14 protein-coding genes, 2 tRNA genes and 4 pseudogenes are annotated in these 14,739 nt (G+C 69.0%); 5 read left to right on the plus strand and 15 right to left on the minus strand.

Going from position 1 to position 14,739, the window contains the following annotated elements; translation table 11 throughout:
• Positions 1-223: 223 nt before the first annotated feature.
• Both AB0950_RS38545 and AB0950_RS38550 read left to right on the plus strand, forming a co-directional pair.
• Positions 224-704, plus strand: a pseudogene (locus AB0950_RS38545) (helicase associated domain-containing protein); the annotation flags it as partial.
• 240 nt (positions 705-944) lie between these two features.
• Positions 945-1,307: pseudogene (locus AB0950_RS38550) on the plus strand (GNAT family N-acetyltransferase); the annotation flags it as partial.
• A gap of 985 nt (positions 1,308-2,292) precedes the next feature.
• On the opposite strand, the gene AB0950_RS38555 reads toward AB0950_RS38550, so the two are convergent.
• The 5 genes from AB0950_RS38555 to AB0950_RS38575 all read right to left on the minus strand — a co-directional run bounded on the left by AB0950_RS38555 (position 2,293) and on the right by AB0950_RS38575 (position 4,804).
• Positions 2,293-2,366, minus strand: a tRNA-Met gene (locus tag AB0950_RS38555).
• Positions 2,367-2,412: 46 nt separating this feature from the next.
• Positions 2,413-2,616, minus strand: a complete 204-nt coding sequence (locus AB0950_RS38560; protein WP_360160827.1) for a cold-shock protein — start codon at positions 2,614-2,616, stop codon at positions 2,413-2,415.
• A gap of 363 nt (positions 2,617-2,979) precedes the next feature.
• Positions 2,980-3,097: transfer RNA gene (locus AB0950_RS38565), tRNA-Arg, on the minus strand.
• Between the two features lie 259 nt (positions 3,098-3,356).
• Positions 3,357-3,869: a hypothetical protein gene (locus AB0950_RS38570; protein ID WP_360575698.1), complete on the minus strand. Its 513-nt coding sequence runs from the start codon at positions 3,867-3,869 to the stop codon at positions 3,357-3,359.
• Positions 3,866-4,804, minus strand: coding sequence for a class I SAM-dependent methyltransferase (locus AB0950_RS38575; RefSeq protein WP_366780594.1), 939 nt, complete (start codon positions 4,802-4,804; stop codon positions 3,866-3,868). Before AB0950_RS38575 ends, AB0950_RS38570 begins: the two co-directional genes overlap by 4 nt.
• 472 nt (positions 4,805-5,276) lie before the next feature.
• On the opposite strand from AB0950_RS38575, the gene AB0950_RS38580 reads away from it, so the two are divergent.
• Both AB0950_RS38580 and AB0950_RS38585 read left to right on the plus strand, forming a co-directional pair.
• Entirely contained in the window at positions 5,277-5,573 is a 297-nt protein-coding gene (locus AB0950_RS38580) for a DUF1778 domain-containing protein (RefSeq protein ID WP_360160833.1), read from the plus strand.
• The gene (locus AB0950_RS38585) at positions 5,570-5,950 is read left to right on the plus strand and encodes a fic family toxin-antitoxin system, toxin component (RefSeq protein ID WP_360160835.1); all 381 of its coding nucleotides are present in this window, start codon (positions 5,570-5,572) and stop codon (positions 5,948-5,950) included. Before AB0950_RS38580 ends, AB0950_RS38585 begins: the two co-directional genes overlap by 4 nt.
• A gap of 184 nt (positions 5,951-6,134) precedes the next feature.
• On the opposite strand, the gene AB0950_RS38590 is transcribed toward AB0950_RS38585, so the two are convergent.
• From AB0950_RS38590 to AB0950_RS38605, 4 genes are all read right to left on the minus strand, one after another.
• Complete coding sequence (locus tag AB0950_RS38590) at positions 6,135-6,317, minus strand: hypothetical protein (protein ID WP_366780595.1); 183 nt, start codon at positions 6,315-6,317, stop codon at positions 6,135-6,137.
• A 275-nt stretch (positions 6,318-6,592) separates the two neighbouring features.
• A complete protein-coding gene (locus tag AB0950_RS38595; RefSeq protein WP_360160839.1) occupies positions 6,593-8,038 on the minus strand; it encodes a GNAT family N-acetyltransferase in 1,446 nt (481 codons plus the stop codon).
• Positions 8,039-8,449: 411 nt separating this feature from the next.
• Positions 8,450-8,815 (minus strand): hypothetical protein, encoded by a 366-nt coding sequence (locus AB0950_RS38600; RefSeq protein ID WP_360160841.1) that lies wholly within the window; start codon positions 8,813-8,815, stop codon positions 8,450-8,452.
• 94 nt (positions 8,816-8,909) lie between these two features.
• Positions 8,910-9,197: a WhiB family transcriptional regulator gene (locus tag AB0950_RS38605; RefSeq protein WP_360160843.1), complete on the minus strand. Its 288-nt coding sequence runs from the start codon at positions 9,195-9,197 to the stop codon at positions 8,910-8,912.
• A gap of 487 nt (positions 9,198-9,684) precedes the next feature.
• Between AB0950_RS38605 and AB0950_RS38610 the strand changes: the two genes are divergently transcribed.
• Positions 9,685-10,497 carry a hypothetical protein gene (locus AB0950_RS38610; protein WP_366780596.1) on the plus strand — a complete coding sequence of 271 codons (813 nt, stop codon included), beginning with the start codon at positions 9,685-9,687 and terminating at the stop codon, positions 10,495-10,497.
• Between the two features lie 306 nt (positions 10,498-10,803).
• Here the strand turns inward: AB0950_RS38610 and AB0950_RS38615 are convergent, their stop codons facing one another.
• The 6 genes and pseudogenes from AB0950_RS38615 to AB0950_RS38640 form a co-directional block, all read right to left on the minus strand.
• A complete protein-coding gene (locus AB0950_RS38615) occupies positions 10,804-11,226 on the minus strand; it encodes a hypothetical protein (RefSeq protein WP_366780597.1) in 423 nt (140 codons plus the stop codon).
• Positions 11,227-11,281: 55 nt separating this feature from the next.
• A pseudogene (locus AB0950_RS38620) lies at positions 11,282-11,392 on the minus strand (AAA family ATPase); the annotation flags it as partial.
• A gap of 60 nt (positions 11,393-11,452) precedes the next feature.
• A complete protein-coding gene (atpF, locus tag AB0950_RS38625) occupies positions 11,453-11,962 on the minus strand; it encodes a F0F1 ATP synthase subunit B (protein WP_360160849.1) in 510 nt (169 codons plus the stop codon).
• Between the two features lie 104 nt (positions 11,963-12,066).
• Positions 12,067-12,327, minus strand: coding sequence for a hypothetical protein (locus AB0950_RS38630; RefSeq protein ID WP_360160851.1), 261 nt, complete (start codon positions 12,325-12,327; stop codon positions 12,067-12,069).
• 127 nt (positions 12,328-12,454) lie between these two features.
• The gene (locus tag AB0950_RS38635; protein ID WP_366780598.1) at positions 12,455-12,808 is read right to left on the minus strand and encodes a hypothetical protein; all 354 of its coding nucleotides are present in this window, start codon (positions 12,806-12,808) and stop codon (positions 12,455-12,457) included.
• Positions 12,809-14,015: 1,207 nt separating this feature from the next.
• Positions 14,016-14,645 (minus strand): annotated as a pseudogene (locus AB0950_RS38640) (class I SAM-dependent methyltransferase); the annotation flags it as partial.
• Positions 14,646-14,739 lie beyond the last annotated feature (94 nt).

Raw genomic sequence — 14,739 nt, forward strand, 5'->3', positions numbered from 1 at the left:
CGGTCTCGATGCCGCTGGCTCCCGGATTGTGGCGGCCGCCGACGGGAGGCAGGGTGGCGTCGAGACCGTTCGGGCGAGGCCGAAGGCACATGGCCTGTCACGGATGTGGGCTGTGTCTTGTCCTCATCGCTAAGCGAGTTGTGTGAGCCGGGAACCGGCGAACATGGTCACCGCCGAACGGGTGGGTCGGACACCAGTCCGGAAATGCGGTGCCCGACGCAAGATCGAGCAGCGGCGTGCCGAGGGGCCTGCCCGTTCCTTCGTCGGCCGGGGCGCTGTCGGAAGAGCGGCGTGAGCAGCTGGAGGAGATCGACCCGTCGTGGTGCCCCAGCTGGGCGGTGGAGTGGCAGCGCGGCCTCCACCTGGTCCGGCTCCACCTGGAGGCCGGCGACACGCTGCCGACCGAGCCCGGTGACGCCTTGCACCAGGGCGAGGACCTGGGGCGGTGGGTGCGGAAGCCCCAGCCGCGCCGCACACAAGCAGACACGTGGGCCCTCAACTACGCCGCCGCCCGCCAGTACTACGAACGCGAGGGGCACCTTCGGGTACCGAGGAAGCACGTCGAACGGATCGCCGGCGGTGACGGGGACGTCTGGGACCAGGAGGAGCGGCGGCTCCGGCTCGGGGCATGGATCAGCAACCAACGCAGCAGGGCCGCAACGCTGTCACCGGAACGAGTGGACAAGCTCTCCGCCATCGGCATGGGGAGTGCAAATCCAACGGCGGATCCGACGACCACGGAGAGACGTCAAGTGACCGATGCAGCCGAGGAGTTGGAGAGCGTGGAGCCTGTCGCGAGTGCCCAGTCCGGGCAGCCTGCGCCCGTGTCCGCCGAGCAACTGGTCGCGATGCTGGTGGAGCGGGCCCGGTCGGAGGGGCTGCAGTTGACCCGGCGATCGTGAAGCTGTGGTCGGACGCCTGGGCCGAGTTCCTCCCCTTCGAAGTACGCCTACGGCAACCGCATCGAGCACGGCGACCGGTACTGGCAGCGCACCACTCCACCACCGGCGCAGGCGTACACCGCGCGTCCAGCACTGGCCGCCAAGGAGATCGGGGTACGGCCGGCGTGGCGGAAGACCGGTACCGCGCGGCGCATCCATGACGCCCTGCTCGCCGCGCGCGACGAGCCGTACGTGACGCTCATGGTCAACCCGGCCGCCGGCGACGGCAAGGTCCACGCGCTGTACCGGTCGTGGGGGTACGAGGACATCGGCCACAGCCAGCCCTCAGCAGCCTCGCCAGTCCCCACGGTGATGATTCGCCCCACCCGCTTGGCCAGCCCGAAGAGCACCGCGTTCCAAAGCTGAGCAAGCGCCAAGTGCACCGCCATCGGCGGCGGCCACCAGCCTCCAGGCGGAGGATCGTCAGCTGCACGTCCCATCCGGCCGTATCTACGGCAGCACAGCGGTGCTTCGCATGGATCGGCACAGGGGCAGGGGCGGCCCTGTGGGCCACCGTCCCGCTGCGCGGGACGAAAGCCGGCGTCGGCAGGCTGCTGATCCCGGCAGGCGTGGATGCTTTGCGTAGCGCAGCCTGTGCTGCGGCGGTACAGGGCACTGTGGTCCTGGGCTTCGGACGGTGGGCAGTTACCAGGGCGGATGCGCTGCCAACTGCGCTCCGGCCTGATCTGCGAGGCCGGTTCCCGCGGTCAACGTCTGGTTCGTGTCCTGAAGCAGGCCCGGGAACTTCACTGGCAGCACGGGGAGTTGCGCCTTGCAGACCATCCGCACAGTGGGGAACAGTCGTGAGCATGCCTGAGAAGGCACCGCAGTACACCAAGGTGCAGCTGAGTGGCCCGCCCGAGGCGATCGCACGTCTCATGGCTGCCGCTCGGTGAGGCGGGTCAGATCATCTTCGACCACCAGTCCGAGCCCGACGCCCGGGGCGATGTCGCGTGCACGGCCCGTGTGGCCACCTTGGCCGCGCCACCGCCGCCGGGTCAGGGTCGGGGGCGGCGGAGGTCGTCGTGCAAAGCAGGCTGAGCGTCGATTCCGCCCGCTGGCCCGGCCTGGGTGGGGCGGCGGGTGCCCAGCACCTGGAGGCCTCCGCCGCTGCGGCTTTGATGGCGCTGGACGGCGTGGAAGCGGCCGGGAGCCGACTCGTGGCCGTGAGCTGGCCTCCCGCTACGGCGCGCTGACCGTGTCCTCGGGCAAGGACGGTCTGCCTGAGGAGAGACTGTCGCTGTGGCTGACCGACTGGAAGATCTCCGTCGGGATGCCCTGGGCCGGACGCCGGCACGGGACGCTGAGCGGCGTGGGGCCCGGCATCACGGATGCCGGGCCCCTCTTTTCGTAGCGGGGACAGGATTTGAACCTGCGACCTCTGGGTTATGAGCCCAGCGAGCTACCGAGCTGCTCCACCCCGCGTCGGTGGTGCCACTCTACACAAGACTCCAGAGGCCGGCGGGGGCCGTCAGCCGCGGACGATGTTCTCGGCCTGGGGGCCCTTCTGGCCCTGGGTGACGTCGAACGTGACCTTCTCGCCCTCGACCAGCTCACGGTAGCCGTTGCCGGTGATGTTCGAGTAGTGGGCGAAGACGTCCGGCCCGCCGCCGTCCTGGGCGATGAAACCGAAGCCCTTCTCGGAGTTGAACCACTTCACGGTGCCGCTGGCCATACTGCGTCCTTCGAATCTTGCCGGGGGTGCCGGCCGGGGTGAGTAGCGGCGACTTCCACGGTGGGAAGACGCCCGGCGTCCGTTCTACCCCGACCAACGCTTTGTCATTCGATCATCCGTCCAGGAGTCTCGATGGTCTCGTCCAGCAGACGACGTCAGCCCGGGCAGCAGCCAGCCCGAACGCACCCGGTGGCCCGAGCAGCAGCCGAGCCAAATCGACCACCCGGACGGCATACCCGGCCTAGGCAGCACTGCTCCCCTGCGTGGGGCTGGCTCTGTTCACGAATTTGGGGTCTGGCTCAACTTCTGCGGACCTGGACCGACGTCGCAGTGCTTGCGCTGCACAAAGTTTCAGGTCGGCTGCGGTGCCGACGGGATTTGAACCCGCGGACAGATAGGGGCAAGCCCGCCCCGTCTCCGTCAGTCGCCGTGAGCGGGACCTCGCCCACGGCGATCGCAATGGCCGCTCTGCCACGGCACCGCAGCCTGCGAGAATGCGCGCCATCCCGCTCCGCCTCAAGGTAGAGGATCGCCATGTGCGCGGCGAGCCGTTATCCAGCACCGGCAACCGCTGCAGCAGGACCACAGAAGTTGAGCCAGAGCCCGAATTTCGACAGCACTTGTTCAGCGCCTCGAAAGGCGCCCGAACTGCGCCGCGTTCGATGTGCATGAGAAGGGGCAGCACCGGTTGTCAGCCATCGCCGTGACGCTCGGTGGCAACCCGACGTCGCCTCGGGTCTCTACTGCACGTGCTGGTACCAGCGTCGGTGCACCACAGGTTCGACGCACAGCACGGCGGCGCCCGCGGTCGCGCCGATCAGCAGGGCGGACCCACCGCCGCCGTTGAGGACCGCGCCGAGGCAGGCGGCGGCAATGGCGAGCGGGCGCAGCAGGGTCAGCGGGCCGAGGCCGATGACCACCGCGAGGGTGCTGGCGCGGAACGGCAGGATGAAGTAGGCGGCGAGTGAAAGCAGTACGGCGGTGGCGTAGACGGTGAGCGGGAGCAGGTAGCCGAGGCCGCCGGCGGTCAGAGTGTTGTAGGTCCGTGCCTGGTCGCGTGCGGTCAGTAGCAGGAGGGCGGCGGTCAGCGTAGGGGCGAGCAGCAGGACCGCCCCGACGGCCAGCCCGCGCAGGGCGGCTCGGGCGGTGGCCCGGTGTTTGCGGATGCGGGCGTCGCTGCCGGCATAGGCACGGAAGCCGCTGAACGCCGCGTCGACCAGACCGAGGAGTACAAGCGGTATGGCGGGCGTCATCGGGTGGTTCCGGCGAGGTGCTCTAGGCCGACCATGCGGTGTGCGTCCCGCCCGAGGGCTCGGCGAAGCGGTGCCTCCAGGTGCGGGCGCACTCCGATGATCGGGCGCAGCGTGGTGCAGAACGGGTTCACCGCGCCGCGAGGCTCGTACAGCAGTGCGCGGATGCCGGGTACTGCGGCGGCGCGCAGCAGTGTCTCGTCGCTGTGCGCCCGCCGTGCGGAGACGACGCCGTCGTGGCGGCCGAGCGGGTTGCGCATCCGGGCCCGGTGGAAGATCCAGGCGCCAATGGGTGCGAGAGAGGTTGCGGCGATGTCGAAGTGGCAGAAGGCATGTGCCCGTGAGGCGGCCTGGGCCTGGAAGAACTCGGCCAGGGCGGGACCACGGAAATGGTGCAGCACGCCGGTGGAGACGTAGACGGTCGCGGCCTCCGGCAGGTGGAAGGCGTTTCCTCGGACGAAACGGCAGTTGAGCCCCTCTGCCTGGGCAAGGTGGTCCGCCTCGCCGACCAGCGTGGCATCGAGGTCGACCCCGACCAGCTCGACGTCCGCGCCGAGGGCGTGGGTGGTCGCCAGCCGGCGGACCAGGTAGCCCAGGCCGCAACCGACGTCGACCAGTCGGTACGGCCCGGGCTGCCCGGTAGTCTCCCGGATCGCGGTGAAGAGCGGGCCGAGCAGGTGGACCAGGCGTTCGCCGATCCGCAGCTCCTCGCTCAGGCGCTGGAGCTCGGTGTGCACGCCGATGAGCAGGCGGTCCACGGCGTGCGGGTCGAGTACGCCGTCCCGGTCCGCGGGCAGCCCGGCGACGATCCGGGCCGCGCGCTCGTCTCCGCTCTCACGGAGCTGCTGGATCACCTCGGCGCGCCGGACCGGGAGCCGGTGACCGCTGCGTGGATCCACCGCCGTGATCAGGTCGGAAATCTCAACAAGCTGGTGCATGAGGCAGAACCCTACGGCCTCCCCTGGCAAGCCCGGCGGACCAGTTGCCCGTGCCGTGGAGCGCCCACAACCTCCCGCATTCTGTCGGCACCGGTGCTGTCGAGACCCGTGCATATTCCGATTTGCTCGCGAGCTCCGGCCGCCTCCCAAACTGCTGCGCGGTGCTGTCCGTTCGCGTGGACAAGGCCTGTGGGGCCGTACCGGATCGACCTGGTCGACGGCATGCACCACATCCGCGACCACCGCATCCGGACCGTTCCCGCGATCCCGACTCCTCCCAGCGCAGCCGCCGAGGCAGAGGTGCCTGATGTCTGCGGAGGTCAGGTCGTCGCCCCGTACGTCATGGCATGCCGATGAGCATCCGGGGGCCGCGCGGGGCGGTGGCGCTGGCCAGAAGCGTGGGGGCCGGTGAGCACTGCCTGCGTTCGCTGCGCCCGAGACGGGCTGTGGTATCGCTGATACCGTAGATACCATGACGGATCCCAAAGCGATGAGCCTGCGCTTTCCCGACCCGGCGCAGCGGGCCGCGATCGCGGCAGCGGCCAAGCAGGCGGGGGTCAGCATGCAGGAGTACATCCTGTCGGCCGCCTATGACCGCGCGACCGCCGTGGAGCAGCGCTTCCTGGAGGGCTTCAAGGCATCCATGGCCCGCAGCGGTGCCGCTTTCGCGGCCGAGCCCAGCAGCCTGGATCCCGGCGCCGGGCAGCGGGCGGCCGAGCAGGACGCGCTGCGAGAGATCGAGGGCCAGGAGCGAGGGCACGCTGCGTGACCCAGCCACCGCACCCGCTCGATGTCACGTTCCTGCTGCACGCCGCGGAACTCCTCGACGGCGACCCGCAGGTCGACGACTTCGGACCACTTTACGCCGCTGTCGCCCGGGTCAACGCCCGGGCGATGGACCGTGACATCTACGGATCCTTGTATCTCAAGGCCGCGGCCCTGCTGCAGACCCTGGCGAAACTGCCGTGCCTGGAGCACTCCAACGAGGCCTTCGCCTGGCACGCGACCGAGGCCTACCTGCTGCTCAACGCGCGGCAACTCGACTACTCCCCCAAGGCGGCCGTCGCGCTCGTGCGCGACGCAGCCTCCGGAGCGCTCGGCGTCGCCCGGATCGCCCGTCAGCTGCGCGACTGGACCACCACCTGACCCCCACCCGCCAGGCACACCGCACAGCCTGTGGCCCCGGCGCAAGCCGACGCACCTGCACCGAGGGACGGGAAGGATCCGGCGGCCGGGAGCGGCCCCGGGGTGCCGTGCAGTGCGTCGTCCGTACCCGTCTTCGCTGCCCGTGCCGGCCGTCTGCTCACGCAGGAAGCCGCCTGTCGCTGTGTCAGCTCTGCGGCTGAGGAAGCACACCGGGCTCGACCGGAACAAGCCGGACGTCGGTGTTACCGCCGGCATCGAGGGCTGCCTTGCGCCGCTCGCCGCTGACCTTGTCGTAGGCGACTGCCGAAGCATCCGCCCTTCCATCGGTGTCTGTCCAGGTCAGTCCGAAGTTCTGCATCGTCGTCATGCGCTCATCATCGTCGCTGGCACTGACAATGCCTGCACGGGTCGTGACAGGCCGACCGCCACCGAGCCGCAGACGATCTGGTGGGCAGCAGGACCGCGCGAAGCTGCGAGCTGACGAAGTGGTGTGAGGCCCGGGCTTCGCCCAGGTCCCACAGGGCCAGGCGTGACGCCTGGCGCATCGGCGTGTTCAGCCTACGGCCCCGCGCTGTGGCCGTTGATGGCGGTCCCGCGCGGCGTGCGATCGGAGCGCGGGACCGCCGAGTCCCGGTCGTCCTGTCAGAGCCGGGAACTGAAACCGTACGAAACCGGATCATTATTCGCACGTGCCTCGGTGCGTGAACGCGGCTTGTCGCACCTCATGGTCAACGGCGCGCAGCCCTGCCTTCGGCAGTGCTCTCGCTCCGCAGGAAGGGCCACCACGGTGTCGTCAGGGCGACAGAGCGCACACCGGCATCTGCCGGTCTCCGTATGTTCGGCCAGCGCCCGACACAGGCGGCAGGCGCAGACGACCGGCGGGGCGTGGCGTGCGGTGGCTGGGGCGGGCCAGGCGCCGGGACGGTGTCCCCGTGCGCGGCGGTTCTCCCAGGGCCGGGCGGCGGGGCGCGGTCGGGGGCGTGCGATCCGAGAGCGCAGCAACGCGGGCAGGACTCCTGCGCGCCGCGTGGCCGCGATATCGGCTGCGGCGACGTCGTCCGCCGCGTCGACTGCCGTCATAGGCGTGGCCGGTGTGCGGGCGCCGGGCGCGCGCACGGTCCTGCGGCGGCGGGGCACCGTCTCCCGGTGACGCTGCGAGGGCTCAGGGGGGCACCATCTGCTGCCCGCATCCGCCAGGTCTGCGGCGGACTGCATAGCGTGCGGGCGGCCTGAGGCGTGGACGGCGTGCGTGCGAGTGGCGGTCCACAGCGCCCCGTAGGCGGCCTTGTAGGAGCGCTGGCCGTCCTGCGCGGTCGTACGGCCGAGGTCCAGTGCCGTATACCCCTCGCGCGTCAGGTCCTCGCACAGGAAGTGCCGCAGTGCATGTCCCGCTGACAGGTCGCGGTGGGCGGGGTCCATCGCGGGGATCAGGGAGTAGACGCGGTCCCGGCGGCGCAGGCACAGCTGAGCGGCCACGGGATGGCCATCCAGGGTCAGCGTGGCGATGAACGCGACGCCGGCGCACTCCTTGAGCACCTGGCGCCAGGGCAGGTCGAGGTCCGGCGCTTCGGCGGTCGCGGGCCGCGGGGCGTTGCGCCGGTGGTGCAAGTCTTCCAGGGCGTCGAAGGCGGCGAGGAGTTCCGTGCCGGTGCGGGTGCGGTGGCATCCCACCCGCTCGCCCAGGGCCTGCACGGTGCGGCGGCGGCGCGTGTGCTCCCGTCGCGTCGACCGTGACAGGGCCGCCAGATCCGCGGGCAGACCGACGGTGGCGTACAGGGTCTGGGCGTCGGCTTCGCCCCACCGGCTGTGCGCCTGCCGGGCCAGGAGGGAACTGTCCGGCAGGTCGGCAAGGAGCACCTCGTCTCCGAGACCGGACAGGTGATCAAGGAGCACACTCACCGCCTCGACGCTCTCACCCACGGGCCGGATCTGCTCCGAGGCCGGGCAAGACAGCGGGCTGATGCGGGCGCGGCCGTCGCGGGCAAGCTCGCGGACCAGGGCCAGAGCGGCGACGGGCCGGTCGTCGTCCACGACCGCGAGGACCAACGGCTCGCAGTAGCCGGGCAGTTGCCGGGCCCACGCCAGCAACCAGACGGGATCTGGTAGACGGTGGCGGCAGCGTCCTCCTCGGCCAGGGCAGGCCACATGCGCGCTAAGGAAGTCCATCACCGGCTGCCCGCTGTACTCCCGCGCGTGAACGCGTCTGGCGGCCATCCGGCTGCCCGAGTGTTGTGGCCTCATGCAGGGCAGGACAGCCGGTGCGCGCAGCAGTTGGGCGCTTGTGGTCCCTGCCGTCCCTCGCGGAGGAGCGCGGGGCCGCACCAGCGTCCGCGGCGTCCCGCACCGCGGACGCGACCACCCAAGCCACGGTCTGGTGGCGGATGCCGACGGTGCTGGTGCCGTCCTCACAGCGGTCCGGATCCCAGCCTGTTGAGTCCTTGGACGACAGCCCCGCCCCGTGCACGACGGGCGGAAGGGACACCCCGTCGTTGATCCTGATCACGCCAGATCCGTCAGATCCTCCGCGAACACCTGCGACAGAGGCTGCGGTCCCACGTACTGCTGGCAGTTGCACTGACCAGCCTCGTAACGCAGCGGCTTCTTGCTCTCATCCCAGGCCACCGGCACCTCGACGCGCTCATGGCACTGGCCCTGCTTGTCGTGTTTGGCGAGATGGTGCGTGCATCCGCACACCGGCTCCGGAGGCTTGTTCGCTACTTCTACGGCCAAGCGTTCCTGTTTCGCCGCCTCCAGCAACTGCAACTTGCGCTCATGCCGATTGCGCAGTGCGGTACGAACGTTGTCAGCCGCCCATGCGAAGCCGCCCGTCCAAAAGACGATGAGAACCCACCAGAGCCAGTCCATCGGCTATCCCCTCCCCCTGCGCTGCTGCGGACCAGCATAGTTGGGCTCATCAAAAACGCGTTCGCATTGCCATGCGGGCCTCCAACACGGCTTCTCAGCCGGCGCGGGGCACTCCCCCGCCTGCCGCTTGGAGTACCTGCCGCCAGGAGGTGACGTGGGGTCTGCAGCGCAGCAGGGCTCTGCGCTCGCGCTCGGTCATGCCACCCCAAACGCCCCATTCCTCGCGATTGTCGAGGGCGTCCACCAGGCACTCGGTGCGCACCGGGCATCCCGAGCAGACCGCCTTGGCCCGCTTCTGCCGGGCGCTGTCGGCGAACATCTCCTCCGGGTCGGCCACCCGGCAGGCCGCATCCACACTCCAGTGAGCCTCCGCACTCGGCATGTCTTTCCTCCCCGTCGCGGCTCGGCCACGACACCGAGCCTATTGCGCAGGTCATGACCGCTGCGGTGCAGGTCGTGGCGCGGTCATCTCCTGCACCGCCAGTTACCGCAACCACGGTGCTTCATGCGTGACCCCGTAACAGGCTCGGCCGGAGGTCCTTCCGCCTGGTGGGGCGTATGAAAGCCTTGGGAACCTTGCCCGGCCCACAGGGTGGGACCCGGAGCAGGACACATGACCGAAAAGCCGGGCAGCCGGGCGGACCCCTACTGCTCGACTGCTTGATCTGGCGGGCCCGCTGGCAGGACACGGCGCGGCAAGACCTACCGGGCCTACCCGGACTTTTCCCGGTGACATGGGTGCCTGATCCGCCGGTAATCTGCAAGGGCACAGTGCCCGAGAGAGTGGGGATCGTGCCGGAAGGCAACATTCGCCCCGTTGGTGTGAGTAGCATCCAGCAGACACATCCAGGTACAAGGAGCGTGCTGCCGTGGCCGACGAGCCCGAGAAGACCCCCATCCACAACGTGTACGCCCAGCAATTCGCCAGCGACCTCGAGGCCAACCGCAAAGAGCAGGGCGACATCGCCGCGCAGATCACCGGGCTCCAGGAGCGCCTTGCACAACTCAAGGTGGAGGAAGGCCTGTTGCTGAAGCTGCAGGGCACCTTGACCGGGTCGAACGGCGCCGAGGCCGGCGACGCCGCCGACGAGGCGTCGTCGGCGACAGCCGAGCCGCGGGAGGCGCCAGGCGCGGCCCCGGCACCGGCCGAGGTGGTCACGGTCGCGCCCGGGACCGTTCCTCAGCCGCGGCAGGACAACCGGGCCAAGACAGCCACCAAGAAGACGGCCGCAAAGGGCAAGACGCCCACGAAGAAGGCCGCGGCGAAGACGACCACGGCGAAGAAGGCGGCGGCAACCAAGACCACCGCGAAGAGGGTGCCGGCGCAAGCAGCCACGGCCGAGGAGGCTCCGGCGAAGAAGACCGCGGGCAGGAAGGCGGACGGGCCGACGCTGCAGGAGCTCATCCTGCCCCTTCTGGTCAAGTCGCAGGGTCACCTGCAGACGGCGCGCGAGGTGTTCGACGCGTTCAAGGCCAAGCACCCCGAGCGGGCGACGTCCGTGCAGGTAGTGCGCAATAACCTGGAGCTCCTCGTCAAGAACAACCGCGCCGAGAAGTCGCAACAGCAGGGCTCGGTGATGTACACCGCGCTCGCCGAGGCGGAGAATGCTGCGGCGGCGGGCGGCGAGGCCGAACAGGCCCCGGTGTCGGCACAGGCCGAGAAGGCTGCGGCGCAGGTCTAGGGTCCGGCGCGGCACGCCCGGGCGCCGCGCCTGCGGTCCACTGGCCAGCGCCGCAGGCCCCGAGAGCCGTACCGGTGCGGCGCGGGCGCTGTCTTGTGGGCGGGGGGCGTTGTTCTCCATGTGGCGCTGGTCAGGCCAGCCCAGTGCCGCGCTGTGGTACCTGTTCGTGGGGTAGGCGGTGCCGTTCGGCGGTGCGGTCGTCGTGGCGTGGGCGGCCGACCGCGGAGGTGTGCAGGCGGGTCCGTGGGCGGGATTCGGCGGCGATCGGGGGGACGTGCGCCGCAATACCGGTGGCCGGGTTCGGGGTCAGATCGACCCCACTGTCCAGGGCGTCGAGAGCGCGCAGGGTGTCGATGCGGTGGAGGGCAGCTCTGCGAGTTCCCGCTCGGCCTGCTTCAGCCGTCCCCGTGCTTGATGGACCTCGTTCTCGGTCACGGGCGGCCGGCCGGGCTGTGGTGTGCCGTTCGTGAACCGGGCTTTGAGGTTCTCGAACCCGGCGTTGGCGGTGAACAGGGCTCGGATGGCTCTCAGCTCGGCGTTGCGGCCGAGGCCGGAGTTGTCGACCAGCTGGGTGCGCAGCCGGGCCATGGCCCGGCGTCCCACGGTCCGGGGCAGAAGCCGGTGCAGCGCATCACGGGTCGACTGGGGCTGCTCGGCCAGGACGTGGTCGATGCGCTCCCTCACGGCCTGAAGCTGCGTGTCGAAGGCGTCGAACGCGACTGCGGTCAACCGGCCTTGGCGGGTTCCTCGACTCGTCCTCGGGTGCTGGCGAGGCGGTAGGAGTCAGACCGACGCGGCCGTAGCGAGCCATGGTCTTGTTCAGCTGCTTCTCGTCGGCGGCCTCGACCAGCTCGTTGACCACCTTCGTCGCGAGCGTGTACCGGAAACGGTAACCGGCCCTAGTCCAGTGGTGACCGCGGTTCCGGGCGCGCCTTCCGCGCGGTTGAGGTGGGGGCTACTGGAAACCTGCCGCGCTTCGCGCATCAAGATCTGAGAAGAAGCGGTCCACGATCTCGCTGTGGGCGGCGCTTTCGAGCGCTTCGCCGACTACCCGACCAGCCAGCTCGGTGGCCAGCGACACGATATCTCCCCGCAGCTCCGTCTCCGCGATGACGCGATCGGCCGCCAGCCCTGCCTGGGCTTCCGCAATCATCGCCTCGCGTTCCCGCAGGCCCTCGGTGCGAATTTCGGCGATCAGTTGCGTGCCCTCCTCGAGGGCCTCCTGGCGCAGACGAGCTGCATCGTGTCGGGCCTCGGCGAGCTCCTCGCGGTACTTGGCGAGGACTTCACCGGCTTCCGTCCTCAACTGTTCAGCATGTTCCATCTGCCCCTCGATGGCATCCTTCCGCTCGTCGAGGGCCTTGTTGATGCGCGGCAAGAGAACCTTGGTCATGCAGATGAAGACCGCAGCGAAGGTCACCACGCCGACCACCGTCGGCGCGAGCCCAGGTATCAGAATGCCCATGCCAAGACCATAAGGGAGTAATGACTGCGCTACGGGAGGCATCAGGTAAGAGTTCACTCCTATTTGAAGCAGCAGCTCGCGGCGTCTGCCGCCCACGCCTGCGGTCAGGGCAGGCGGGCCCCGGGGGCGGGCGGCGTCTGGGGGCTTTGGGTCTGCTGGTGCCGCTCGGCGGCCGGAGTGTTCCTGGGCACCGCTGGTGCGGGCTGCTGTGCGCGCCGGCGGGACTGTTCGGTGACACGGGCGGCACGTTGGGCGATCGACTCGGCCGGCCACGGTTCCAAGCCGGCCACGCCGTCCAGGGCCTTGACGGTGCGCAGCGTCAGCGGACGGCTGCGCTTGAGTGCGGGATCTTGCGATCCGGGCACCTGCTCCGCCGCGAGCGCTCGCATCGCCTTGTGGCGCAGGTGCGGTGGATGGGGTGGGCGATGCGGCCGTGCCGGTCGATGCTAGAGGTCCCGGATCAGCAGCGCGGGCTGGGCGGGGTCGGCTTGCTCAGCGCTGCTCACTCTCCGGCGGGTTGCCGCGAGCCTGCATGTCCCGCAGTGCCTCATCGGCGGCGGTGATCTCCGGGTAGTACTGCCGGTGCACCTTGTACGTGCGGTCAAGCTCGATCCTGTGGTACATCCCGGTCGGATCGCCAAAACGGAAGTCGCGAGGGAGGCGTTGCACGCCGTTGCGACCCACGATCAGGATGGCACGGTCAGTAACCACGAACGTCCACACGCGCGCGCTGAAGATCCACGAACCGGTCTGCGCGAGGAATCCGGTCTGAATCTGCTCACCCGTCTCCAGGTGCGGTGCGGCCCGCCTGGCAATCAGTTCGACCCGACGTTCCTGATACCCCATGATTTCCCCCGAAGCAAGACGTGCCCACATCGTAGGGCAGGCTGCCCGCGGCGGGCATCCCACGGCAGCTTCACGGCATTTCGTCGCCAGCGACCAGGGCCGCGAGGTCCAGATCTCGACAGATGTGCTGCTCGAGTCCTGTTGAGGGTGCCGTCCGCTTGCCATCGGCGTCCGATCTGGTTGCGCCCGCTCAAGGTGGGCAGGACTGCGCCGGCCAATCAGCAACCGGGGTAGCACCTGTCGTCTACCGGAGATACTTACTCCGAGGGCGCCCCGTCCGGTGAACGTGCGGCGCTAGTATTGCTGCTGCGGCGACTGGCAGATCGTCAGGACCGGGGGGACGACGAGACTTCGAGCCTCAGCGGCTCTTGCGGCCGGAGTGCTGCTCGGCGTGACCAGTTGTACCCAGGGCGCAGGCGCGCCGCGCCACGCGGCCCGTACGACAACGCCCGTGGCACATCCGACCGCTTCCCGACCGCCTTCGCCCAGCATCCTCCCGGACGTTTCGTGGTGCGCTGACCCGGCGGGTTCCGCCGTCCGTATTCCCAACCCCTCCGGTCCGGCCCCTGCGGGGCCGGGGCCTCCATCCAGTGGTGGTCGGTGAGTTCGACAAGCCGGCGACCGACGACGCGGACGACTTGGATTACAGGGGCGGGAAAGAATACTCCCTTCTGGTTCTGTCGGTAGTTGGTGACGTCAGTTGTTCGTGAAAGCGCCCGGTTCGACATGCCATCGCGGGAGTCGCGCCGCAGCGCGGCGTACAACTCGACCTTCGACGGCCAGGCGGCATCGGGGGTGCTCCTTTACTGGGCACATCCAGCTTGACACCGCAACCCCGATGGTGACGTCAGAATTCGCGAACATCTTTCTGGGCCATCACCTGGTGCCGTCAGTGCAAGTACGGCATCACCTGGAGCACGGTCAACAAGGCCCTGACCTCGGCTTGGCCGCAGCCACGCACGACAACCGCTTCGGCGCGGCCGTCGAAGCTGGATCCGTTCACGCTGCTGATCGACGAGATCCTGCTCATTGATCTGGACGCGACCAGGAAACAGCGCCACACCGTCACCCCGGATCTACCGCCGTCTGATCGACGAGCACTCCTCGTCCGAGGCGTTGCGTTGACCACTTGAACCCGCACCGATGAGAGGGCGCAAGCGTCCTGCGAGCAACCGCGCGGTCCGGCCAGGGACTGAGAGTCCGGTGTTTATACCTTGCTCGCGACCACCATGTAGTTCTCGGCCTCAAGATCGAACGTGCTCAGTTCCGTTTGGAGTCCGACCCGGTGCAGCTCGACTTCGAGTTCCTCGTACCGATAGGGCCAGCAGGACAGCAGTTCCGAGCGGACAAGAACCAACCCGGTCGAATCAACTTGCGCGATCGCAATCTCGATGTGGTGCTCCTCCTCCCAATGCGGCGCAATCTCCCAGCGGTAGACCACGACGGCATCACGACCGTTCCGGCGGACGAGTCGGTCACTGATCTCCAGCCGGGAACCTCTGGCCCTCACGAGTTCCCAAGTGCGGGATGTGAGTACCAAGCGCCCGCCGGGGCGCAGAAGCCGTGACATCGACTCCAGAGCAGCACCCCTGCCTGCCGCGCCTGCGGCATGGTGAAGCGAGTTGCCAACGCAGAACACCATGTCGAACGTGCTGTCCTGGAAATGGTCGGGCAACTCTTCCCAGTTCGCCCGTACGGCCCGGACGGATGCCCCGAACTCCTCAGACAACTCTGCAGTCCGACGAACCATCGCCTCGCTGGCGTCAGTTGCGACAACCTGCATGCCACGACCGGCGAGGCCAACCGCCAACTGTCCGGTTCCGCACGAACAGTCGAGGGAGTGTCAACTTAACGGCTGATCTTGGTTGTTGAGGTGGTCAGCGGTTGCTTGGGTTCAGTCGGCCGTCGAAGGCGATCTGGAAGGCGTTCAG

The sequence above is a fragment of the Streptomyces sp. NPDC007189 genome (assembly GCF_040703635.1).
Classification (GTDB): Bacteria; Actinomycetota; Actinomycetes; order Streptomycetales; family Streptomycetaceae; genus Streptomyces.